The organism is Micromonospora sp. TSRI0369, assembly GCF_001905625.1.
GTDB lineage: Bacteria > Actinomycetota > Actinomycetes > Mycobacteriales > Micromonosporaceae > Micromonospora > Micromonospora echinospora_A.
Genome location: NZ_LIVU01000003.1, coordinates 516,792 through 539,162, shown reverse-complemented (window position 1 = coordinate 539,162; position 22,371 = coordinate 516,792). Strand labels below are relative to the sequence as shown.

Below are 22,371 nucleotides of genomic sequence, written 5' to 3'. Positions count from 1 at the left end.
GGTGACAGCGAGGAGAGGTCATGACTGTCGTGCAGGAACATCCCCCGTCCACCGCCGGCGGGTCCGAGCCCCGCCGGCTGGCGATGCGGGTACGCAAGCGGGACGGCGACACCGAGCCGGTGGACGTCAACAAGATCGTCCGGGCGGTCGAGCGCTGGGTCGCGGACCTGGACGAGGTGGACCCGCTGCGGGTGGCCACGAAGACGATCAGCGGCCTCTACGACGGGGCGAGCACCGCGGAGCTGGACCGGTTGTCGATCCAGACGGCGGCGGAGCTGATCGGCGAGGAGCCGCAGTACTCGAAGCTCGCGGCGCGGCTGCTGGCCGCGTACGTGGACAAGGAGGTACGCGGGCAGCAGGTGGCGAGCTTCAGCCAGTCGATCGCGTACGCGCACGGGCTGGGCCTGATCGGCGACGAGACCGCCGCGTTCGTCTCGCGCCACGCCCGCAAGCTCGACGACGCCGTGGACCCGGCCGGTGACCTCCGGTTCGAGTACTTCGGGCTGCGGACGGTGGCGGACCGCTACCTGCTGCGGCACCCGCAGTCCCGGCTGGTGGTGGAGACGCCGCAGTACTGGCTGCTGCGGGTGGCCTGCGGGCTGTCCCGCACCCCGGGCGAGGCGGTCGGCTTCTACCGGCTGATGTCCAGCCTGGCCTATCTGCCCAGCTCCCCCACGCTGTTCAACTCCGGCACCCGGCACACCCAGATGTCGTCGTGCTTCCTGGTCGACTCGCCGCGCGACGAGCTGGACTCGATCTACGAGCGTTACCACCAGGTGGCGAAGCTGTCGAAGTTCTCCGGCGGCATCGGCATCTCCTGGTCGCGGGTGCGCGGCCGGGGCGCGCTGATCCGGGGCACCAACGGGCGCTCCAACGGCATCGTGCCGTTCCTCAAGACGCTCGACGCCGGGGTGGCGGCGGTCAACCAGGGCGGCCGGCGCAAGGGCGCGGCCTGCGTCTACCTGGAGCCGTGGCACCCGGACGTGGAGGAGTTCCTGGAGCTGCGGGACAACACCGGCGAGGAGTCGCGGCGTACGCACAACCTCAACCTGGCCAACTGGATCCCGGACGAGTTCATGCGCCGGGTCGAGGCCGACGGCGAGTGGTCGCTGGTCGACCCGTCGGACGCCCCGGAGCTGCCCGACCTGTACGGGGAGGCGTTCGACGCCGCGTACCGGGCGGCCGAGAAGAACGCGGTGCGCACGGTACGGGCCCGGGACCTGTACGGGCGGATGATGCGCACGCTGGCGCAGACCGGCAACGGCTGGATGACGTTCAAGGACGCCGCGAACCGGCTGTCCAACCAGACCGGTGAGCCGGGCAACGTCATCCACCTGTCCAACCTGTGCACGGAGATCCTGGAGGTCAACGACGACGCCGAGACCGCCGTGTGCAACCTCGGCTCGGTGAATCTCGGCGCGCACGTCACCGCCGACGGCGTGGACTGGGAGCGGCTGCGCGCCACGGTACGCACGGCAGTGGTCTTCCTCGATCGGGTGATCGACATCAACTACTACCCGGCCGAGCAGGCGGCGGCGTCCAACCCGCGCTGGCGGCCGGTCGGGCTCGGCCTGATGGGCCTGCAGGACGCGTTCTTCACGCTGCGCCTGCCGTTCGACTCCGCCGAGGCGAAGGAGCTGTCCACCCGGGTGCAGGAGGAGATCCTGCTGACCGCGCTGGAGACCTCCGCCGGGCTGGCCGAGCGGTTCGGGCCGCATCCGGCGTACCCGCAAACCCGGGCCGCCAAGGGTGACCTGCACCCGGACCTGTGGGGCGCGGAGCCGGCGCAGGCCGGGCGGTGGGCGGCGCTGCGGGAGCGGATCGCCGCGCACGGGCTGCGCAACTCGCTGCTGGTGGCGATCGCGCCGACCGCCACCATCGCCTCCATCGCCGGCTGCTACGAGTGTGTCGAGCCGCAGGTGTCCAACCTGTTCAAGCGCGAGACCATGTCCGGGGAGTTCCTCCAGGTCAACACGTACCTGGTGCGGGAGCTGAAGGCCCGCGGGCTGTGGACGCCGCAGGTCCGCGACCGGATCAAGCGGGCCGAGGGCTCGGTGCAGGACATCACCGAGCTGCCCGCGCCGGTGCGGGAGCTGTTCCGCACCGCCTGGGAGCTGCCGCAGCGGGCGCTGATCGACCTGGCCGCCGCGCGGGCGCCGTTCGTCGACCAGTCCCAGTCGCTGAACCTGTTCCTGAGCGCGCCGACCATCGGCAAGCTCTCCTCGATGTACCTGTACGCCTGGAAGGCCGGGCTGAAGACCACGTACTACCTGCGATCCCGTCCCGCCACCCGCATCCAGCAGGCCACCGTCGCGCCGGTGCTCGCCCCGGTCTCCGGCGTGGTTTCCGCCGTGAGTGACGACGAGGCGCTGGCCTGTTCCCTGGAGAACCCCGAGAGCTGCGAGGCATGCCAGTGACCACCACCGCGCCGACCCGGCACATGCTGCTCGACCCCGGCATGGACCTGACCCTGCGGCCGATGCGCTACCCGCGCTTCTTCGACCGGTTCAAGGACGCGATCAAGAACACCTGGACGGTGGAGGAGGTGGACCTGCACTCGGACCTGGCCGACCTGGCGAAGCTGTCGGCGGCCGAACGGCATCTGGTGTCGCGGCTCGTGGCGTTCTTCGCCACCGGCGACACGATCGTGGCCAACAACCTGGTGCTCAACCTCTACCAGCACGTCAACTCCCCGGAGGGCCGGCTCTACCTGTCCCGGCAGCTGTTCGAGGAGGCGGTGCACGTCCAGTTCTACCTGAACCTGCTGGACACGTACGTGCCGGACGAGAAGGAGCGGTTCGCCGCGTTCGCGGCGGTGGAGAACATCCCGTCGATCGCCCGCAAGGCGGAGTTCTGCTTCCGGTGGATCGACTCGATCTTCGAGCTGCGGGAACTCCGGACCCGCGACGACCGGCGGGCGTTCCTGCTCAACCTGATCTGCTTCGCCGCCTGCATCGAGGGCCTGTTCTTCTACGGCGCGTTCGCCTACGTCTACTTCCTGCGCTCCCGGGGCCTGCTCAACGGGCTGGCCTCCGGCACCAACTGGGTGTTCCGGGACGAGTCGATGCACATGGCGTTCGCGTTCGACGTGGTGGAGACCGTACGGGCCGAGGAGCCGGACCTGTTCGACGCCGAGATGGAGCGGCAGGTGAAGGAGATGCTGGCCGAGGCGGTGGAGTGCGAGGTGAGCTTCGCCGAGGACCTGCTGGGCCAGGGCGTGCCGGGGATGTCGCTGGCGGACATGCGCGAGTATCTCCAGCACGTGGCCGACCGCCGCCTCGCCGTGCTCGGCATCGCCCCGATGTACGGCAGCGGCAACCCGTTCGCGTTCATGGAGTTGCAGGACGTGCAGGAGCTGTCGAACTTCTTCGAGCGGCGGGTGTCGGCGTACCAGGTCGGGGTGACCGGCAGCGTCACGTTCGACGACGACTTCTGACCGTCGCCCCCGCCCCGGCCGTCACGGCCGGGGCGGGGCCGGGCTCTCGCCGGGCAGCGCCGCCGCCCGGACCCGCCCGATCAACGCCACGACGGCGAGCGCCAGCACGGCCACCACCACGAACGCGGTACGCAGGTCCAGCGCGCCGGCGAGCAGACCGATCACCGGCGCCGCGAGCAGCGCGCCCGGCCACTGGCCCATCGCCACCACGGAGACGCCCTCGCCGGACGTGAGGCCCGGCTGCTCACCGGCGAAGCCGAGCACCGTCGGGGTCACGCACGCCAGGCCGAACCCGAGCAGTCCGAAACCGGCCATCACCGCCGCCGGATGGGGGTACGCCACCGGCAGCGCCACGCCGACGGTCGCGACGAGCGCGGACAGCCGGACGAAGCGGATCCGCCCGACCCGGCCGGCCAGCCGGTCGCCGAACAGCCGGGCGACGGTCGCAGCCAGCGAGAGACAGGTGTACGTGGCCGCGGCGAGCACCGCCGTGGCGCCGGCCACCTCGGTCGCGTACAGCGCGCTCCACTGGGCGCCGGCCATCTCGATGAACGAGGCGAGGAAGGCGATCACCGCTAGCAGCAGCAGTTGCGGGGTGAACCGGTCACGCAGCCGGCGCCGCGCCTCGCCGTCCTTCGTCTCCTGGCGGGGCGTGTCGGGCAGCCAGCGGTGCGTGCCGACCAGCAGCGCGCCCAGCAGGACGCTGGTGACGGCCATCTGCGCCGACGGAGACATCCCGATCGCCGCGGCGCCGGTGCCGCAGAGGCCGCCGACCAGCATGCCGATGCTGAAGCCCGCGTGGAACGTGGACAGGATGGGCCGCCCGTACCGCTTCTGCACCTCCACCGACTGGGCGTTCATCGGCGTGGCCAGCAGGTTGGCCGCGAAGCCCCAGACCGCGAGGCCGCCGACCAGCGCCACCACTGTGCTGGACGCGGCCAGCACCGGCGCGTTGACAAGGATCAGCGCCGCCCCGGCCAGCGCCAGCCGGCGGGTGTTGATCCGGCTGATCAGCACCGCCACCACGACCAGGGAGACCAGTTCCCCGGCGTTCGTGGCGATGTTCGCCAGGCCCCAGCCGGTGTTGCCGACCCCTACCGCGTCGCGGACGTCCGGCACGCGGGCCGACCAGCCGCCGATGGCCAGACCCATGATGACGAAGAGCAGCACCACCGACCAGCGGGCCCGTACGGCCGCGCGTGGCACGGGCGGCGCGGGCGGCTCCGTCGTGTGCTGGTTCGTCGAGGTGTCCGTCATATCGTCGTACCTCTCTGGGAGCGGTCCGGTCCCTCTCCTACCCGATCGCGTGGTCGAGGAAGCACGCACCGTCAGGCAGGCGCACCTGCCCCGGGGGAAGGTCGGGAGTGGTGACGAGTGCCGACACCACAGCGACGTAGTCGTCGATCAGCCCGCGGACGAGGTCGTCGCCGAAGACGCCCCGGTTGCGGATCACCACGCCCCCGGCCCGGTCGTCGTCCACCACGACGATCGGTGAGCCCCGCTTCACCCAGACGGGCAGGCACTCGGACGGCACGTCGGCGGCGACCACCGGCGGCGGGGTGCCGGGCGCGGGCCGGGCGGTGATGTCGACCGGCTCCACCCGCAGGTCCGGGCAGTGCAGCACCGGCGACGCCGACGCGGCGGACTGGAACCAGGCGTCGAACAGGTGGTTGTCCGGCCAGGGGCGGATCGCCGGGAAGTCGGGGCGGACCGACCGGGCCACCCGGTGGAACGCGGTGGCGTGCGCGACGGCCTCGGCCAGCGAGGCGTGCGCGGCCTGGACCACCGCGCGCATCGGCGCGTCCGGCTCGACGGTGACCGGCAGGTAGACGTTGTTCGTGAACTGACCGACGAGCCGGCGGGACAGCGGGCTCTCCCGGCCCAGCGTCGTGGTGCCCAGCACCACCCGGGACCGTCCGGCCCGCCGCGCCAGCAGCACCAGGTACGCGGCGAGCAGCAGCACGTACGGGCTGGTGCGGGCCCGCCGGGCGGCCGGTCGCAGCCGCGCGGTGACCTCGGCCGGGAACGCGAAGCGGGTGGCCACCTCGGCGCTGAGCGCGACGTCCGGCGCCGGTGGCGAGGCCGGGAAGAGCTGGTACGGCTCCACCGGCCGCAGCCGGTCCCGCCAGTACGCGGCCCGGGCGGCGGCGTCGACGCCGTTCCCGGCCTGCTCCGTCTCCTGGAGCGCGGCGAGCGCGGTGAAGTCCACGCCGAGCGGCGGCTGCGGGTCGGCCTCACCGAGCCGGGCCGTGTACGCGTGGCACAGGTCCTCCACCACGACCCGGCACGACCAGCCGTCGGAGACCATGTGGAAGAAGCAGAGCGCGAGCACGTGCTCGGTCGCGGAGAGCCGGACCAGCGCGGCCCGCCACAGCGGCGCCCGGCCGGGGTCGAACGCGTCGTTGCGGTGCGCGTACGCGATCCGCTCCACGCGGGCCTGCTGCTCGGCCGGCGGCAGGCCGGACAGGTCGACGTACTCCAGCGGGGACTCCACGTGCGGCAGGATCCGCACCGCCGGCTCCACGCCGATGCGGTCGAACCGCATCCGCAGCGCGTCGTGCCGGTCCACCACGTCCTGCATCGCCTGCCGCAGCACGTCGACCCGAAGCGTGCCCCGCAACCGGCGGAACTCCACCACCACGAGCCGGGCGGCGCCGGGGTGGGCCGGGTCGAGCGCGGTCATGAACTCCCACATCATCTGCTGGCCGGGGGCCAGCGGCAGCGTCGTCGCCACGGCCGCCCCCTCAGGCCGCCACCGGCGGCGCCGCCACCGGCTGGATCGGCTGGTAGTCCGCCTCGTCCGGTGCGCGGAAGCCGGTGAAGAGCAGGTCCGGGCGACCGAGCCGCAGCGAGGTGACGAACGCGGCCCCGTCGAAGAGCGTCTCGATGGCCGCGCAGGCCGCCGACTCGGCCACCGCGCGCGGTCCCCGGTCACCGCCGAGCCGGCCGGGCGTCTTCGCGGCGATCACGGCGGCCGCGACGGCCGGCACCGCGAGCAGGCTGCGCCCACCGCTGCGCCGGGCGGTCAGCAGCCCGGCCAGCGCGGTCACGGCGAGCGTGCTGGCGGTGTTGAGCACGAACCGGCGCCGGTGCGGGTGGGCCAGGCAGAGCCACTGCTCGGAGCGCCCGTACGTGGTGAACCGGTAGGCGACCGCGCGGAACGTGTCCGCGACGCCGGTGTCGTGGGTGACCACGCCGTCCGGGTCGGTGAGCAGCACGTAGCCGGCGTCGGTGAGGAGCAGCCCGAGGTGCAGGTCCTCCCCGCCCAGCGGCATCGGGGAATCCTCCGGGAATCCGCCGACCGCCTCGAAGACAGCGCGCTTCACGGCCATGTTCGCCCCGGCGCCCCAGGACACGCGCTCGTAGTGCAGCGGCCGGGTCAGGTCGCCGAGCAGCAGGTAGGAGCGGCGCATCACGCGGAAGAACGCGCTGTCGCCAGGCTCCACGAGCACCGGACCGGTGACGCCGGCGACCTCGGCGCCCGAGGCGCGCAGCCGGGCCGCGTACCGGGTGATCAGGTCGGCGGGCACCCGGCAGTCGGAGTCGGTGAACAGCACCAGGTCGTGGCGGGCGTGCCGGACGCCCAGGTTGCGTTTGGCCCCGACGTGCCGGGGTCCGCGCACGTAGCGGGCGCCGTACTCGGCGCAGGCCGCGCGGTGGGCGGCGGCCGCGGCGGGTGCCGAGTCGTCGACGACCACCACCTCCACCGGCTCCGGGCAGTTCGGGGCGGCGTCGCGCAGGCTGCGCAGCTGGCGGCGCATCTCCGCCACCCGGTCCTTGACCGGGATGACCACGGAGACGCCGCGCGTGACGGCGCGGGGTTCGGTCGGTTCGCCCACGGGCGATGCGGATCGGCTCATGCACCGAGAGTCGACCACCGGGATACAACGCCGATACACGGCGCCGCCCGCCCCGGACATCGCGTGTGTACCGCTGATGTATCGATGAGCATCAAGGTCGAAGGCATGACGACCTCCATCCCCATCGACCGGCGGCTCGCCGTGGACGGCGGCCGGCCGGTCCGCCCGCCGGACCGCCCATGGCCACGCTGGCCGACCCCCGCGCCGGACGCCGCCGCCAACCTGTCCGCGGTGCTGACCGGCGGCCGGTGGGCGATCAGCAGCCCGTCCGTCGGCGACGGCGTCCTGTTCGAGCGCCGCTTCGCCGCCGACTTCGCCCGCTACGTCGGCACCCGCCACTGCGTACCCGTCGACCACGGGTCCAGCGCCCTGGTGGTGGCCCTGGAATCACTCGGCCTCGGCTACGGCGACACGGTGCTCGTACCGGCGCTGACCTGGACCGCCTCCGCCACCGCCGCGCTGCGCGCCGGCCTGGTTCCGGTGCTCGTCGACGTCGACCGCGACACCGGCTGCGTCGGGCCGGACGACCTCGACCTGTCCGTGGACCCGCGGGCCGTGGTCGCCGTGCACTGGGCCTCCAACATGGCCGACGTGCCGGCACTCGACGCGGTCACCCGGCCGCGCGGCATCTCCGTCGTGGAGGACTGCGCACAGGCCCACGGCGCCACCTGGCAGGGCCGCCAGGCCGGCTCACTCGGCCGGCTCGGCTGCTTCAGCTTCCAGCACGGCAAGGTCCTCACCTGCGGTGAGGGCGGGGCCGTCGTCACCGACGACGACACGCTCGCGCCGGTGCTCGAGGAGCTGCGGGCCGATTCGCGCCGCTACCGCGGCGACCGGACGCCCCCGGGCGAACTGGACCTGGAGGAGAGCGCCGGCGTGCAGGGGGCCAACTTCTGCCTGGACGAGTTCTCCGCCGCCGTGGCCTGCGCGCAACTGGCCGTCCTGGACGACCAGCACGACGTGCGCAACCACAACTACCGGCTGCTCGCCGACCTGCTCGACGGAGTCGACGGCGTACGGCTGCTGCAACCCGCGCCGGAGCAGACCCGCATCTCGATCTACGAGGGCACGATCGTCGTCGACGAGCTGCCGGCCGGCCTGGACAACGCCGCGGTGGCCGCCGCGCTCACCGCCGAGCTGGGCCGGCGGTTCTACTGCACCGACGAGCCGCTGCACCGCAGCCGGCTGCTGCAGCCGTGGACCAAGCCGCTGCTCGCGCCGCTGGCCGAACGCTTCGCGGCGATCCACCGGGACCGGACGTACCCGAACACCGAATGGCTCGCCGCACACACCGTCCAGACGCACCACAGCACCTTCCTCGGCACCGAGCAGGACATGCACGACGTCGCCGCCGCCGTCGCCAAGGTGCTCGCCCGCTGATCCGCGCCATCGCCGGCGCACCAGAGAAGGGAACTTCCCGTGACCGTCACCCATCACGAGACCTCGCACGCCTCGACCCCGTCCCCCGACACGGACGCACCCGTCGGCGTGTGGCTCAACGGCGCCCGCGGTTCGGTCGCCACCACGGCGATCACCGGTCTGCTGGCGCTGCGCGCCGGCATGGCCGACTCGACCGGCTGCGTCACCGACACCGGCATGCTGCGCGACGCGCCGCTGGCGAGCTGGACCGACCTGGTGGTCGGCGGGCACGACATCGTCGACACGCCGCTGGAGAAGAAGGCCGAGTCGCTCGTCGACTCCGGCGTCATCCCGGCACCGGTGCTGGCCGCCGTGCGAGGCAGCCTGCCCGAGGTCGAGCAGAACCTGCGCACCGGCTACGACGCGCGTACCGAGACCGGGCCGCTGGCCGAGGTGGTCGAGCGGCTGGCCGGCGACATCGAGGAGTTCCGCACCCGCAACGGGCTGTCCCGGGTCGTCGTCATCAACGTGTCCTCGACCGAGCCGCCGGCCGACCACCGGCCCGAGCACGACGACCTGGACGCGCTGACCCGCGCCCTGGCCGACCCGGACGACAAGGCGCTGCCGGCCAGCTCGGTGGTCGCGTACGCGGCGTTCCGGGCCGGCTGCGGCTTCGTCGACTTCACCCCGTCCACCGGGGCCCGGCTGCCCGCGCTGGAGATGCTGGCACAGCGGGAGCGGGTGCCGTTCGCCGGCTCCGACGGCAAGACCGGGGAGACGCTGCTGCGCACCGCCCTGGCGCCGATGTTCACCAGCCGCGCCCTGCATGTGCTCTCCTGGGCCGGGGTGAACCTGCTCGGCGGCGGTGACGGCGCGACGCTGGAGGACCCGCGCAACGCCCGCAGCAAGCTCAGCTCGAAGTCGGGTGTGCTGCCCGCGCTGCTCGGTGAGGACGTCACCGCCCCGCTGCACATCGACAACGTGCCGGACCTCGGCGACCACAAGACCGCCTGGGACCACGTCTCGTTCGAGGGCTTCCTCGGCGTCCGGATGTCCATGCAGCTCACCTGGAGCGGGGTGGACTCCACGCTGGCCGCCCCGCTCGTGCTCGACCTGGCCCGGCTGACCGCCGCGGCGCACCGCGCCGGGCACGTCGGCCCGATCGAGGAGCTGGGGTTCTTCTTCAAGGACCCGATCGGCACCGACGAGCACGCGCTGGCCGAGCAGGCGCACGCGCTCGCCGCCTGGGCCAACGGGCTGGACGGCCGCGGCGACAGCTGACCTTCTTCACCGGCCGCCGGCGCGGCGACTCCCGCGCCGGCGGCCCCGCCCCACGTATCCGCATCGAGGAGCCTCCCATGTCCCCACACGTCCCGAACGCGCCGGACCGGCCGAGCACGGATCCGGTGTGGACGCCGATCCTGACCGGTCTGCACGCGACCGCGCTGGACTGTCTCCAGACGAGCTTCGCTCTGCTCGCCGACTACGCCAACGGGTCCGGCAGCCACCTCGCCCTCGGCGCCCGGTACGGGTTCCGCACCCGGGATCAGGACGCTCTGATCTCCGTCGAGGCGACCTCGGACGACCGGGCCGCCGAAGCGGTCGACCTGCTGGGCCTGCGGGTCGAGGGCCGGTGGATGCAGCTCGACGGCCCGCAGGTCCGCCGGCTGTGCGCCCCGGGCCAGCCGCTCTACGTCACCGCCGACGCGTACGACCTGCCGTGGTGTCCCTACCACGGGCACGAGCACATGCGGCACAGCTTCCTCGTCACCGACGCCGGACCGGATCAGGTCACAGTGGTCGACGCCTACCACAACGACACCGCCTGGGGCCCCGCGCGTCCCGGCGTGTGGCGGCTGCCCACCGCCACGTTCGACGCGGCGCTGGGCGGAGGCGCGCACACGCTGGCGGTGACGGCACACCCGGCGCCGGCGATCGACGTACCCGCCATGCTCGCCGGCAACGCCGCCCGGGCCCGCCGGGCCCGCCCGGAGATCGCCCGCTACCTGGACCGCACCGGCGCCGCCCTGGACACCGTGGCCGGGCTGCACCGCTTCGTGCTCGACGTCTGGCTGCTGGCGCGCGCACGCGACCTGCACGAGCGCTGGCTGGCAGCGGTCCGGCCCGAGGCCGTCGCCGCGCTGGCCGGGCAGGCAGCCCGCTGGCAGCAGCTCGCCACGCGCAGCTACGTGGCGCTGCGGCGGGCCCAGGCGGGCCGGCCGGCCGCGCCGGAGCTGGTGGACGCGCTCGGCGCGCTGATCTCCGACCACCTCGCCGCGCTGGAGTCGATCGCCGGACCGGCCGCCACGCCCGGCCACGACGCCGTGCCGCCCGCGCCGGACCCGGCAGGTGGGGACGGCGTACGCGCGGCGGTGTTCGGCGCGCTGGGCGACACCCTGGACCTGGACGGCTCGACGCTGCGCACCACCGACGTGCTCCGGGAGCTTCCCGGCTTCGACTCGTTCCGGCTGGTCGACGTCATCGACCGGGTCGAGCGGCGGCTCGGCGTCGAGGTTCCGGCCACCGCGCTCTCCGCGGCCGACCTGCGCGACGTCGGCTCCCTGTGCGCCATGTTCGGCGCCGCCACCGGAGGTGCCCGATGAGTACCGAACTCCTGCACGACCTGCTGGACCGCACCGCCGGCGCGCGCCCCGACGCGCCCGCCGTCGGGGACGGGACCGTCGGGCGCACGTACCGCCAGGTGCGGGCCGACAGCCTGCGCCTGGCCGGCTGGCTGCGTGGGCAGGGCGTCCGGCGCGGGGACCGGGTGCTGGTGGCGCTGCCCGCCGACGCGACACTGCCGGCGCTGCTGTACGCGGTCGCCCGTACCGGCGCGGTCTTCGTCGTCCTCCGGACGCCGGCCCCCGAGGTCGCCCTCGCCCACGTGCTGGACGACGCGGAACCGGTCCTGGTCCTCACCGACGACCGGGTGCTCACCGACCTGTGCCACGCCCGTGGCGTCCCGGTGCGCGACGCCGCCGCGCTGCGGCGCGCGGCATCCGCCGTGGCCGGCGGCGACGCGCCGGCCGGGCCGGGCCCGCTGGCCGTCGACCCGGTCTGCCTGATCTACACCTCCGGCAGCACCGGAATGCCGAAGGCCGTGGTCTCCACGCACGCCCAGGTCACGTTCGCGGTCCGGGCGATCCAGTCGGAGCTGCGCTACCGGCCCGACGACGTGGTGCACGTCCTGCTGCCGCCCTCGTTCGACTACGGCCTCTACCAGATCTTCCTGAGCACCGTGGCCGGCGCCCGGCTGCGCCTGGGCGACAGCGCGGAGACCGGTGGCCGCCTGCTGGTGAGCCTTGTCGAGTCCGGCGCCACGGTGCTGCCCTGCGTGCCGTCGCTGGCGATCAACCTGCTGCGGCTGCTCGGCCGGGCGGGCGCGCCGCGCCCGCCGCTGCGCCTGCTCACGAACACCGGCGCCGCCATGCCGCCGGAGGTGCTGGCCGGCCTGCGCCGGCTGCTGCCCGGCCTGGCCGTCCAACTGATGTTCGGTCTAACCGAGTGCAAACGCGCGGCGATCATGCCGCCGGACGCCGACCTGCGCCGGCCCGGCGCCTGCGGGCGGGCGCTACCCGGCACCGAGATCTTCACAGTGGACGCCGAGGGGCGGCGTCAACCACCGGGCGTCCCCGGCGAGCTGGTGGTACGCGGCCCGCACGTGATGGCCGGCTACTGGCGGCGGCCGGAGCTGACCGCACAGCGGTTCCGGCGCGCACAAGGGCTCTTCCCGCAGCTGCACACCGGCGATCACGGCCACGTGGACGACGACGGGTACGTCCACTTCGCCGGCCGGCGCGACGACGTCTACAAGGAGAAGGGCACCCGGGTCAGCGCCACCGAGGTGGAGGCCGCCGCGTACCGGGTCGACGGCGTGGCCGCGGCCGGGGTGCTGCCGCCGGCCGACGGCCACGACGGCGCGACGCTGTTCGTGGTGGCCGCGCTCACCCCCGCCGACGTGCTGCGCCGGCTGCGGGAGCAGTTGGAGGAGATGAAAGTGCCGGCGCGCTGCGTCGTGCTGCCCGACCTGCCGCTCACCGGCAACGGCAAGGTGGACCGGCGGGCGCTGGCCCGGCTGGCGGGTGAGCACAATGGCTGACCTGCCCTTCGACACCCCGGCCTACCGCTACGACCTGGCCCGGGTACGCGCCAACCACGCCACCCTGGTCGCCGCGCTGCCCGCGCCGAGCCGGCTGTTCTACTCGCTCAAGGCCAACCCGCACCCGGCACTGGTGGCGGCGCTGCACACCGCCGGCTGCGACGCGGAGATCTGCTCCCCGGGCGAACTGGCGGCGGCGCTGCGGGCCGGCGTGCCGGGCGACCGCATGCTCTACACCGGACCCGGCAAGCGCGACGCCGAGGTGGCCGAGGCGGTACGCGCCGGTGTCCGCTGGTTCTCCGTCGACTCCCCCGAGGGCCTGGACCAGGCCGACCGGATCGCCGTCGCGCACGGCGTGGAACTGCGGTGCCTGCTGCGGGTCAACGACCGGGTGCCCAACCCGGGTCAGGGGCTCACCATGACCGGCGTCGCGTCCCAATTCGGCGCCGACGTCGACTGGATCGAGCAGGAACCGCAGCGGTTCCGCTCCCGCCCGTCGGCCCCGGTCCGCGGGTTCCACCTCTACACCGGCAGCAACGTCGACTCGGTGGACGCGCTGGTCGCCCAGTTCACCGCCGCGGCGCGTACCGCCCGGCGGCTGCGGGACCTGCTCGACATCGACCTGACCCTGCTCGACCTCGGCGGCGGCTTCGGCGCGCCGTTCGCCCGGCCCGGCCACAACGCGGACCTGACCGGTCTCGCCGACCGGGTCGGCCCGGCCCTGGACGGGCTCTTCCCCGGCTGGCGCGACGGCGCGCCGGAAGTCGCCTTCGAGTCGGGACGGTTCCTCACCGCCACCGCCGGCACGCTGCTGACCCGGGTGCTGGACGTCAAGCGGTCGCAGGGCACGCCGGTGGTGGTGCTGGAGTCCGGCATCAACCACCTCGGCGGGATGTCCGGCCTGCGCCGGCTACCGCCGCTCGTGCCCACCCTGCACGCCGCCGACGACCGCGACGGCGCGCCGCTCGAGGCCGCGATCGTCGCCGGACCGCTGTGCACCCCGCTGGACACCTGGGCCCGCGCCGCGAGCCTGCCCGACGTACGGCCCGGCGACGTGCTCGCCGTGCCGAACGTCGGGGCGTACGGGCTCTCGGCGAGCCTGCTGGCCTTCCTCGGCCACCCGGCGCCGGCCGAGGTCGTCTGCGACGGCGACCGCGTCGTCGAGACGTCCCGGCTGACCCTGACACGGCACCCGGTCGACACGCCGGGAGCCACTGACGAACCACGAGAAGAAAGGTGACGCCATGAACGCCGAATTCACCGAACTGCTCCGGCCGTTCCTCAAGTTCGCCGGCCCGGACGAGATCACCGAGGACGCCCGGCTGCGCGACCTCGGCCTGGACTCCATGCGCGAGATCGAGCTGCTGTTCGCCATCGAGGAGACGTTCGGGGTCGCCGTGCCCGACGACAAGCTGGTCGACTCCACGTTCGCCACCGCCGGCGGGCTGTGGGGCGTGGTCGAGGAGCTGCGCACGCCGGTCGGCGGTGGTTCCCGATGACGGCAGTCGCCGGGTACGCCCCGGCCGTCGAGACCGTCGCCGAGATCGCGGCGGAGCACGCCCGGGAGGCCGACGAGACCGCGGCCTTCCCCACCGAGGCGCTGGCCGCCATGCGTCGTAGCGGGCTGCTGGGGCTGCTGGTCCCGGTCGCCGAGGGCGGCGCCGGCGGGACGCTGCCGGACCTGGTCGACGTCACGCTGGCGCTGGGCCGGGTGGACATGTCGGTGGCGATGGTCTTCGCCATGCACTGCCAGCAGGTCGCCGCGATCACCGCGTACGGCGGGGAGAAGCTGCGCGCCGAGGTGCTGCCGTCGGTGGCCCGGGGCGAGCGGTATCTCGGCTCGGTCACCACCGAGGCCGGCAAGGGCGGTCACCTGCTGACCGCCGAGTCGGCGCTGGAGCACGACGGCGAGATGCTGCGCGTCGACCGGCAGGCCCCGATCGTCACCGGCGGCCCGTACGCGGACGCCTTCCTGATCACCACCCGCGCCCCGGGTGCCGACTCGGCGGCCCAGGTGGACCTGGTCTACGCCGACCGGGACCAGGTGGAGGTCGAGGTGACCGGCGGGTGGCGTCCGCTGGGCATGCGGGCCACGCACAGCGTCCCGATGCGGCTGCGCGGCGCGGTGCCGCAGTGGCAGGTGATCGGCGAACACGGCGGGTTCCGGGAGATCGCCACCACTGTCTTCGCACCGCTGGCGCACGTCGGCTGGGCGGCGGCCTGGATCGGGGCGGCGGCCGGCGCGTACGCCCGGGTGCTGCGGCACGCCCGCAGCGAGGCGGGACGGCGGCAGTTCGCCCCCTCCTCCGAGCTGGTGCTGCTGCGGCTGGCCGGGATCCGGGCCCGGCTGGACGCGGCGCACGCGCTGCTGCGGCACACCGTCTCGGTGGTCACCGACGCGCCGGACATGTCGGCGGCGCCGGTGCAGATGCTGCTCAACACGCTGAAGATCCGCGCGGCCGAGGAGTCCTTCGCCGCCGCGCACGAACTGGTCGAGCTGGCGGGCCTGCGCCACGGCTACCTGACCGACTCGCCGCTGGCGCTGGAGCGCACGTTCCGGGATCTGCGCTCGGCCTCGCTGAACTACGCGAACGACCGGCTGCGCCTGGCGAACGGGGCGCTGTCACTGCGCGACCCGGGGGTGCGTCTTGCCTGAGCCGACACCGACACCGACGCCGGCCGGGGACCACGCCGCCCCGGTGGGCGCCGCGCTGTCCGGAGTGGACCTCGCCGATCCCGGCGCCGTCTGGCGCGCGCTGGGCGCCGCCGGGATCGTCGAGGCGCTCTACCGCGACGGCGCCCAGCCCGACCCCCGGCGGCTGTCGGCCCTGCTCACCGAGCTGGACACCCGGTGCCCGCTGGGCGTGACGCTGTCGGTCTGCGTCCAGGTCGCCACGGTGCTGCCGCTGCTGGCCGGCGCGACCGGGCCGGCGGAGCGCGTGCGGCGCGGGATGCTGCGCGGCGAGACCGTGGTGGCGCTGGCCGTCACCGACGCCGCCGGGTCGGGATCGGACCTGCTCGACGCCGCGACCCGGGTGAAGCTGGGCGACGACGGCGCCGTGCTGGACGGCGGCAAGGACTGGATCACCAACGCGACGAGCTGTGACGCGGCGCTGGTGCTGGCCCGGCACCGCGAGGCGCGGCACTTCACCAGCTTCTGCTGGGTGCTGGTGCCGGCCGAGGCGCCCGGCGTGACAGTCGGATCCGCCGGCCGGGCGTTCGCCGGGTCCGGCGTGGGCCACCTGCGCTTCGCCGGCGTGGCGCTGGGCCCGGACGCCGTGCTGGGCCGCCCCGGCCGGGCGCTGGCCGGGTTCGCCCGGCAGGTCGGCGTCGAACGGGTCGCCGGGGCGCTGTGGGCCCGGGCGATGTGCCACCGGATGCTGGCGGGCCTGCGCGACTGGCTGCGACGGCGGCCGGCCGGGGCGGGCACGCTGTGGGACCGCCCCGCGGTCCGCGAGCGGTACGCCCGGTGCCTGGTCGCCGTGCACCAGCTCGACGCGCTGTGCGCGCCGCTGCTGGACGCGCCGGCGGCCGTCCCGTCCGCGGTCGCCGGGATGCTGCTGAAGGTCAGCGCCGCCGAGACCGTGGACCGGGTCGCCGCCGAGGCGGTGCGCCTACGCGGCGCGGACGCGTTCCGCGACGGCGGGGAGGCTCAGCTACGCACCGAGGCGGCCATGTTCGGCATCGCCGGTGGAGCCACCGGAGCGATGCTCGCCGGCATCGCCGACCACGCCGACGAGCTGACCGGCGCGGTGACCTGACGGGCGTCCCGCGCCCGGTGGCGGCGGGACGCCGATCGACGACAGCACAGCGAAGGGAGCAACGCCGTGAGTCTCTACCAGTGGTTCGAGCGAACCGTGGCGCGAGTGCCGGAGGCGGTCGCGCTGGAGGTCGGCGGGGAGTCGGTGACCTACCGCCGGCTGCGCGAGCTCGCCGACGGCCTCGCCGGCCGGATCCACGCCGAGGTGGGCCGACGCCCCCGCGCGGTCGGCCTGCTGGCCGCCCGCAGCCTGCCCGCGTACGCCGGTTATCTGGCCGCGCTGCGCGCCGGAGCGGTGGTGGTGCCGCTCAACCCGGCCTTCCCGCCGGCCCGCACCGCCCGGCTGTGCCGGGACGCGGGGGTGGACGCGCTGGTGGTCGACGACGCCGGCGCCGCGACGGCGGCGCAGGTCGCGGGCGGCGCCGTGACGGTACGCCTCGACGGCGCGCCGGGCGTCCCGCCGCCGACCGCCCCGGTGGCGGCGGACGACGTGGCGTACCTGCTGTTCACCTCCGGGTCGACCGGGCGGCCCAAGGGCGTGCCGATCCGGCACCGCAACGTCGACGCGTTCCTCACGTACTGCCGGGACCGCTACCCCGTCGGCCCGGGCGACCGGCTGTCGCAGACCTTCGACCTGACCTTCGACCCGTCCGTCTTCGACATGTTCGTCGCCTGGGGCGGCGGCGCCACGCTCGTGGTGCCGCAGCCCGACGAGGTGCTGACGCCGGTGCGGTTCGTCAACGAACGACGGATCACGCACTGGTTCTCGGTGCCCTCGGTGGTCTCGCTGGCCCGCCGGATGCGGATGCTCTCCCCCGGCGCCATGCCGGGTCTGCGGCACAGCCTCTTCGCCGGCGAGGCGCTGACGCTGGAGCAGGCGCGGGCGTGGGCGGCGGCGGCGCCGGGCAGCGGGGTGGAGAACCTCTACGGGCCCACCGAGCTGACCGTGACGTGCACCGGTCACCGGCTGCCGGCGGATCCGGCGGCCTGGCCGGCCACCTCGAACGGCACCGTGCCGATCGGTGACGCGCACCCCGGGCTGGACGCGATCCTGCGCGGCGAGGACGGCACCATCGGCGGTGACGACGGCGAGCTGTGCGTGCACGGGCCGCAGCGGTTCGACGGCTACCTCGACCCGGCCGACGACGAGGACCGGTTCGTCCCGTACGCCGGCCGCCGGTACTACCGCACCGGGGACCGGGTCCGCCGCGAGCACGGCACGTTCGTGCACCACGGCCGCCTGGACGACCAGGTGAAGCTGCGCGGCTACCGGATCGAGCTCGGCGAGATCGAAATGGTCCTGCGCGGCCACCCGGAGGTGCAGGACGCGGTGGTGCTGGCGTTCGGCGCGGGCGACGACGTCGCCCTGCGAGCCGTCTACACCGGCGCCGCCGGAATCACCGCCGAGTTGACCCGCCGGTGCGCGGACCGGCTGCCCGGCTACATGGTGCCGGCCCGGATCCACCACGTGGCCGCGCTTCCCACGAACGCCAACGGCAAGACCGACCGACGCCGGACCGCCGACCTGGTCGGCAGCGCGACGAGAGGAGAACGACGATGACCGGGACAGGAAACGGACACGAGCAGGAAGGGGCGTTCCGTTCGGTGGCCGGGCGGTTCGCCACCGGAGTGGCGGTGGCGACGGCCGTCGGACCCGACGGCCCGGTGGGCATGACTGTGAACTCCTTCACCACCGTGTCGCTGTCGCCCCGGATGCTGCTGGTCTGCCTGCGGCGGGACTGCCGGCTGCTCGGCGCGGTCCGGCGTACCGGGCGCTTCGCGGTGACAGTGCTCGCCGACGACCAGCGCGCGGAGGCGGCCTGGTTCGCCAGCCGGGGACGGCCCAGCGGCGCCGACGGCTTCACCGGCGTCACCTACGACGCGGAGCGGGCGACCGGCTGCCCACGCCTGACCGACGGGGTGGCGTACTTCGGCTGCGAGGCCGTCTCCGCCGACCCGGCCGGTGACCACGCCGTGCTGATCGGCGCGGTCCGCTCCGCCGGCCTGCTCCGGCCGACCCCGCCGCTGCTGTTCGTGGACGGCCACTACGCGCGGGTCGCCGCACCGGCGGAAGCGCAGGTGGCGCGATGAGCATCGGCGCCGCTCCCGGCGACCTGCGCTACCTGAGCCTGCGCGCCGCGCGGGCCGGGGCGGACGCGATCCGCGAGGCGCGGAGCCAGGGCTTCCGGACCATGCACAAGGGCGGGGCGGCACAGGACCCGGTGACCACCGCCGACCACGCCAGCGAACGGGCCATCCTCGACCTGCTCGCCCGCGACCGGCCGCAGGACGCCGTCCTGGCCGAGGAGTCCGGACTCAGCGCCGGCTGCTCCGGCCTGCGCTGGATCGTCGACCCGCTCGACGGCACGCTGAACTTCAGCCACGGGGCGAGCCGCTACGCGGTGAGCGTCGCGGTGGCGACCGGCTGCGACGACGGCGACGGTCAGGTGGTCGCCGCCACCATCCTGCAACCGGCCACCGGCGCCTGCCTGGTGCTCGACGGCGACGGCGCGCTCGACGGCGACGTCCCGGTCACCGTCGACCGGGAGGCCGCGCCGGGGCACGCCCTGGTGGCGTTCGCGGTGCCGAACGCGCCCGGGCCGCGGCGGCGGGCGTACCAGTCGCTCGTCGGCGTCGCGCCGCTCGTCGCCGACCTGCGCAACTCCGGCTCCACGGTCTGCGACCTGGCGGCGGTGGCCCGGGGGGAACTGGACGCGTTCGTCAGCTTCGACCCCGCGCCGTGGGACGTCGCGGCCGGCACCGCGCTGGTCGAGGCCGCCGGCGGGGTGAGCCGGCGGTGGCGCCACGACGGACTGGCGGTCCTGGCCACCGGCGCGCCGGCCGTCGTGGACGCGCTGGCCGGCTGGCTGAGCCCGGACCGTACGGACGGCGCCGACGAGAAGAAGGGAACCGACGATGACAGGCAGCGATGAGTTCCGGCTGGCACTTGTGGGAGCGGGCCGGATGGGCCGCCACCACCTGCGCGCCCTGGCGGACCACCGGACGGTCCGGATCCGGCACGTCGTCGACCCGGTTCCGGCGGCACGGGCGGAGGTCGCCGCGGCCGGGCTGCCCGCGTACCCGAGCGTGGCGGACCTGCTCGCGGACGCCGTGCCGGACGGTCTCCTGGTGACCGCGCCCACCGGCCGGCACGGCGAGCTGGTCGCGGCCGCTGCCGAGGCCGGGCTGCCGGTGCTGTGCGAGAAGCCGGCCGGGCTCGACCCGGCCGAGGCGGCGCAGGCGGGGCGGGTGGCCGCCGCCGCCGGGATCCCGTTCCAGGTCGCCTACTGGCGGCGGTTCGTCCCGCAGCTGCGCCGGCTGCGCGAGCGGATCGCCAGCGGCGCGCTCGGCGAGGTCCTGTTCGTGGCCGCGTCGCAGTGGGACGGCGAGCCGCCGGCGGCGGCGTTCCGCACCGGCAGCGGCGGGATCTTCGTGGACATGGGCGTGCACGAGTTCGACCAGATCCGGTGGCTGACCGGGCAGGAGATCGACCGGGTCGCCGCGCAGCCGGCCGGTCCGGTCACCGACCCGGCGGTACGCGGCCGGGACGTGGACAGCGCGCAGGCGTTGCTCGGCCTGTCCGGCGGCGGTACCGCGCTGGTCTCGCTCGGCCGGCACCACCGGGGCGGCGACATGGCGACGGTGGAGGTGTTCGGCACCCGGGACCACGAGCGGCTGACCTTCCTCGACCCGGCCGACGGGGACGCCACCATGTACGCGGCCCTGGCTCGCCAGGCGGAGGACTTCGCCGAGCTGGTCCGCGCGGGGCGGTCGGCGGGCGCCGGGGTGGCGGACGCGGTGGCGGTGCTCGACGCGGCGCACCGGGCGACCGCGCAACTCACCCGGGGTCACGAGTTACACCCCGTTCGGTGACTACTTGCACCATCTGGGATCGAGGTATTCCCCAGCCGAAGGTGGGAAATCCAGCCGTACACCACACTGTGGACGGTACTGCGGAGCGGGGGAATACATCGATGCGATTCAGCGTCCTCGGTCCGCTGGCCCTTCACGTGGACGATCGCCCGGTCACGCTCACCGGCACCAAGCCCCGCCTCCTGCTCGCCGTGCTGCTGCTGAGCCCGGGGCGCACGGTCGCCACCTCCCGGCTGGTCGACGGCCTGTGGCCGGACTCGCCGCCCGCGTCGGCGGTACGCAACCTGCGGACGTACGTACACCGGCTGCGGCAGGCGCTGGACCGCGGCGGCGACTCGGCCGACCGGCTGGTCCACGACGGCACCGGCTACCACCTGCGGGTCGACGAGGACGAGCTGGACCTGCTGCGGTTCCGGCGTCTCACCGAGGAGGCCCGCCGGGCCGCGCGGGGCGACCGGCCGGAGGCCGCCGCCGAGCTGTTCGACCGGGCGGTCGAGCTGTGGGGCGGGCACCCCCTGGAGGACCTGGCGGATCCCGGCACCGACCTGGGCGCGAACGTCACGGCACTGCGGGAGCAGCACCGGGAGATCACGACCGAGCTGTTCGACCTGCGCCTGCGACTGGGGCAGCCGGCCCGGGTCATCCCGTCGCTGCGCCGGATGGTGGCCGAGGAGCCGCTCGACGAACGCTGGCAGGCGCAGCTGGTGACCGCGCTGACGCTGGAGGGGCGTGTGGCCGAGGCGCTGGCCGTGTACCAGCAGGCCCGGCGCGGCATCGTCGACGAGCTCGGCGTCGACCCCGGTCCCACCCTCCAGGGCGCCCTCCAGGCCGCGCTGGACGGAGACTCCGCCGAGGTCCGACCACCGTCCGGCTGGCCGGCGGCCCTGGGCGCCGGGGCCGCGGCGCCGCCCGGCCCGCCGCCGAGCCCGCAGGCCCTGCCGATGAAGCCGCCGTCCCTGGTCGGCCGGGACACCACGGCCAGCCAGCTCCGCACCATCGCCGAGGGGATCGCCGACCCGGCCGGCGCCGACGAGCACGCCGGGGTCGTGCTCGTGTCCGGCGCGCCGGGCGTCGGCAAGTCGTCGTTCTCGGTGTCCAGCGGGTACGACCTGGCCGACCTCTTTCCCGACGGTCAGCTCTTCGTCAGCTTCGACAGCGGCGACGAGCCACCCCGCGGCAGCGGGGAACTGATCAGGGAGCTGCTCGTCGAGCTGGGTGTACCGCTGGCCGGCGTGTCCGAGGACATCCGGGAGCGCTCCGCCGCGCTGCGGTGCGCGCTCGCCGGCCGGCGGCTGCTGCTCATCATCGACGACGTCGACTGCGCGCAGCAGGTGCGCCCGCTGCTGCCCGGGGCGGGCCGCAGCCTGGTGCTGATCAACAGCCGGCAGCGCCTGCTGGACCTGGACGTCGGCTGGCGGTTGACGCTCGGCGCGCTCGACCGCGCCGACGCGGTGGAGCTGCTGGCCACGATCGCCGGTGAGCGCCGGGTACGTGAGCAACCGGAGGTGTTCGGCCGGATCGCCGCGGCCTGCGACCGGCTGCCACTGGCGCTGCGGATCGTCGGCAGCCGGCTCGTCACCCAGCCCGACGTCGCCCTGCCCGGCTTCGCCGCGCACCTGGAGGACGAGGAGAACCGGCTGTCCGAGCTGGCCGTCGGGGACATCTCGGTGCGCGGCAGCCTCTCGGTCAGCTACCAGGCGCTGGACGTCGACGCCCGCCGGGCGCTGCGCGCGCTTGCCCGCGCCGGCTCGTTCATCACCCCGGCCAGCGCGGTGGAGATCCTGCGCCTGCCCCGGCAGCAGGCCAACCGGATGGTGGAGCACCTGGTCCAGCACAATCTGCTGCTGCCCGTCGACTCGGACGATCCGGGCCAGCACTTCCACCTGCCGGAGCTGCTGCGGCTCTTCGCCCGCGAGTGTGTGGACGCGCACGGCCGCCCGCTGCCGGCCACCTGACCCGCCGGAAGCCGGATCGGGGTGTGCGG

At 74.6% G+C, this 22,371-nt stretch carries 18 protein-coding genes; 15 read left to right on the top strand and 3 right to left on the bottom strand.

The genetic code is table 11. The features are described 5' to 3' along the window. The first annotated feature begins 20 nt into the window (after positions 1-20). Positions 21-2,417 (top strand): ribonucleoside-diphosphate reductase subunit alpha, encoded by a 2,397-nt coding sequence (locus AMK25_RS11220; protein WP_073828216.1) that lies wholly within the window; start codon positions 21-23, stop codon positions 2,415-2,417. After that, positions 2,408-3,436, top strand: coding sequence for a ribonucleotide-diphosphate reductase subunit beta (locus AMK25_RS11215; protein ID WP_073828214.1), 1,029 nt, complete (start codon positions 2,408-2,410; stop codon positions 3,434-3,436). The genes AMK25_RS11220 and AMK25_RS11215 overlap by 10 nt, the downstream gene beginning before the upstream one ends. Before the next feature lie 21 nt (positions 3,437-3,457). On the opposite strand, the gene AMK25_RS11210 is transcribed toward AMK25_RS11215, so the two are convergent. The 3 genes from AMK25_RS11210 to AMK25_RS11200 are packed head-to-tail and all read right to left on the bottom strand — an operon-like array spanning position 3,458 to position 7,296. Continuing rightward, positions 3,458-4,693: an MFS transporter gene (locus AMK25_RS11210; RefSeq protein ID WP_073828212.1), complete on the bottom strand. Its 1,236-nt coding sequence runs from the start codon at positions 4,691-4,693 to the stop codon at positions 3,458-3,460. A 37-nt stretch (positions 4,694-4,730) separates the two neighbouring features. Continuing rightward, the gene (locus AMK25_RS11205) at positions 4,731-6,170 is read right to left on the bottom strand and encodes a condensation domain-containing protein (protein WP_073828209.1); all 1,440 of its coding nucleotides are present in this window, start codon (positions 6,168-6,170) and stop codon (positions 4,731-4,733) included. A 10-nt stretch (positions 6,171-6,180) separates the two neighbouring features. Further along, positions 6,181-7,296 (bottom strand): glycosyltransferase, encoded by a 1,116-nt coding sequence (locus AMK25_RS11200; RefSeq protein WP_241826325.1) that lies wholly within the window; start codon positions 7,294-7,296, stop codon positions 6,181-6,183. Between the two features lie 105 nt (positions 7,297-7,401). On the opposite strand from AMK25_RS11200, the gene AMK25_RS11195 reads away from it, so the two are divergent. The 13 genes from AMK25_RS11195 (at position 7,402) to AMK25_RS11135 (ending at position 22,342) form a co-directional block, all read left to right on the top strand. Beyond that, a complete protein-coding gene (locus tag AMK25_RS11195; protein ID WP_241826324.1) occupies positions 7,402-8,676 on the top strand; it encodes a DegT/DnrJ/EryC1/StrS family aminotransferase in 1,275 nt (424 codons plus the stop codon). Between the two features lie 39 nt (positions 8,677-8,715). Next, positions 8,716-9,936 carry an inositol-3-phosphate synthase gene (locus AMK25_RS11190; protein WP_073828205.1) on the top strand — a complete coding sequence of 407 codons (1,221 nt, stop codon included), beginning with the start codon at positions 8,716-8,718 and terminating at the stop codon, positions 9,934-9,936. Positions 9,937-10,013: 77 nt separating this feature from the next. Beyond that, the gene (locus AMK25_RS11185; RefSeq protein ID WP_073828203.1) at positions 10,014-11,258 is read left to right on the top strand and encodes an acyl carrier protein; all 1,245 of its coding nucleotides are present in this window, start codon (positions 10,014-10,016) and stop codon (positions 11,256-11,258) included. After that, positions 11,255-12,754, top strand: a complete 1,500-nt coding sequence (locus AMK25_RS11180) for a class I adenylate-forming enzyme family protein (RefSeq protein WP_073828200.1) — start codon at positions 11,255-11,257, stop codon at positions 12,752-12,754. Before AMK25_RS11185 ends, AMK25_RS11180 begins: the two co-directional genes overlap by 4 nt. Beyond that, the gene (locus tag AMK25_RS11175) at positions 12,747-13,994 is read left to right on the top strand and encodes an alanine racemase (RefSeq protein WP_073828197.1); all 1,248 of its coding nucleotides are present in this window, start codon (positions 12,747-12,749) and stop codon (positions 13,992-13,994) included. Before AMK25_RS11180 ends, AMK25_RS11175 begins: the two co-directional genes overlap by 8 nt. Positions 13,995-13,998: 4 nt before the next feature. Continuing rightward, positions 13,999-14,253: a phosphopantetheine-binding protein gene (locus AMK25_RS11170; RefSeq protein WP_073828194.1), complete on the top strand. Its 255-nt coding sequence runs from the start codon at positions 13,999-14,001 to the stop codon at positions 14,251-14,253. Further along, the gene (locus AMK25_RS11165; protein WP_073828192.1) at positions 14,250-15,410 is read left to right on the top strand and encodes an acyl-CoA dehydrogenase family protein; all 1,161 of its coding nucleotides are present in this window, start codon (positions 14,250-14,252) and stop codon (positions 15,408-15,410) included. Before AMK25_RS11170 ends, AMK25_RS11165 begins: the two co-directional genes overlap by 4 nt. Beyond that, complete coding sequence (locus AMK25_RS11160; protein ID WP_241826323.1) at positions 15,403-16,515, top strand: acyl-CoA dehydrogenase family protein; 1,113 nt, start codon at positions 15,403-15,405, stop codon at positions 16,513-16,515. Before AMK25_RS11165 ends, AMK25_RS11160 begins: the two co-directional genes overlap by 8 nt. Before the next feature lie 66 nt (positions 16,516-16,581). Further along, complete coding sequence (locus AMK25_RS11155; protein WP_073828186.1) at positions 16,582-18,075, top strand: amino acid adenylation domain-containing protein; 1,494 nt, start codon at positions 16,582-16,584, stop codon at positions 18,073-18,075. Next, on the top strand, positions 18,072-18,605 hold the full coding sequence (locus AMK25_RS11150) for a flavin reductase family protein (protein WP_073828184.1): 534 nt from the start codon (positions 18,072-18,074) through the stop codon (positions 18,603-18,605). The genes AMK25_RS11155 and AMK25_RS11150 overlap by 4 nt, the downstream gene beginning before the upstream one ends. Next, a complete protein-coding gene (locus AMK25_RS11145; RefSeq protein WP_073828182.1) occupies positions 18,602-19,447 on the top strand; it encodes an inositol monophosphatase family protein in 846 nt (281 codons plus the stop codon). Before AMK25_RS11150 ends, AMK25_RS11145 begins: the two co-directional genes overlap by 4 nt. Beyond that, positions 19,431-20,387: a Gfo/Idh/MocA family protein gene (locus AMK25_RS11140; RefSeq protein ID WP_073828180.1), complete on the top strand. Its 957-nt coding sequence runs from the start codon at positions 19,431-19,433 to the stop codon at positions 20,385-20,387. Before AMK25_RS11145 ends, AMK25_RS11140 begins: the two co-directional genes overlap by 17 nt. Positions 20,388-20,488: 101 nt before the next feature. Further along, positions 20,489-22,342 carry an AfsR/SARP family transcriptional regulator gene (locus tag AMK25_RS11135; protein WP_073828178.1) on the top strand — a complete coding sequence of 618 codons (1,854 nt, stop codon included), beginning with the start codon at positions 20,489-20,491 and terminating at the stop codon, positions 22,340-22,342. Positions 22,343-22,371: the final 29 nt, after the last annotated feature.

Bases quoted from the DNA above. Each gene is read 5' to 3' on its own strand.
- AMK25_RS11165 (WP_073828192.1), top strand. From the start codon at position 14,250: ATGACGGCAGTCGCCGGGTACGCCCCGGCCGTCGAGACCGTCGCCGAG.
- AMK25_RS11170 (WP_073828194.1), top strand. From the start codon at position 13,999: ATGAACGCCGAATTCACCGAACTGCTCCGGCCGTTCCTCAAGTTCGCC.
- AMK25_RS11220 (WP_073828216.1), top strand. From the start codon at position 21: ATGACTGTCGTGCAGGAACATCCCCCGTCCACCGCCGGCGGGTCCGAG.
- AMK25_RS11145 (WP_073828182.1), top strand. From the start codon at position 18,602: ATGAGCATCGGCGCCGCTCCCGGCGACCTGCGCTACCTGAGCCTGCGC.
- AMK25_RS11175 (WP_073828197.1), top strand. From the start codon at position 12,747: ATGGCTGACCTGCCCTTCGACACCCCGGCCTACCGCTACGACCTGGCC.
- AMK25_RS11195 (WP_241826324.1), top strand. From the start codon at position 7,402: ATGACGACCTCCATCCCCATCGACCGGCGGCTCGCCGTGGACGGCGGC.
- AMK25_RS11180 (WP_073828200.1), top strand. From the start codon at position 11,255: ATGAGTACCGAACTCCTGCACGACCTGCTGGACCGCACCGCCGGCGCG.
- AMK25_RS11185 (WP_073828203.1), top strand. From the start codon at position 10,014: ATGTCCCCACACGTCCCGAACGCGCCGGACCGGCCGAGCACGGATCCG.
- AMK25_RS11150 (WP_073828184.1), top strand. From the start codon at position 18,072: ATGACCGGGACAGGAAACGGACACGAGCAGGAAGGGGCGTTCCGTTCG.
- AMK25_RS11210 (WP_073828212.1), bottom strand. From the start codon at position 4,693: ATGACGGACACCTCGACGAACCAGCACACGACGGAGCCGCCCGCGCCG.
- AMK25_RS11140 (WP_073828180.1), top strand. From the start codon at position 19,431: ATGACAGGCAGCGATGAGTTCCGGCTGGCACTTGTGGGAGCGGGCCGG.
- AMK25_RS11215 (WP_073828214.1), top strand. From the start codon at position 2,408: ATGCCAGTGACCACCACCGCGCCGACCCGGCACATGCTGCTCGACCCC.
- AMK25_RS11135 (WP_073828178.1), top strand. From the start codon at position 20,489: ATGCGATTCAGCGTCCTCGGTCCGCTGGCCCTTCACGTGGACGATCGC.
- AMK25_RS11200 (WP_241826325.1), bottom strand. From the start codon at position 7,296: ATGAGCCGATCCGCATCGCCCGTGGGCGAACCGACCGAACCCCGCGCC.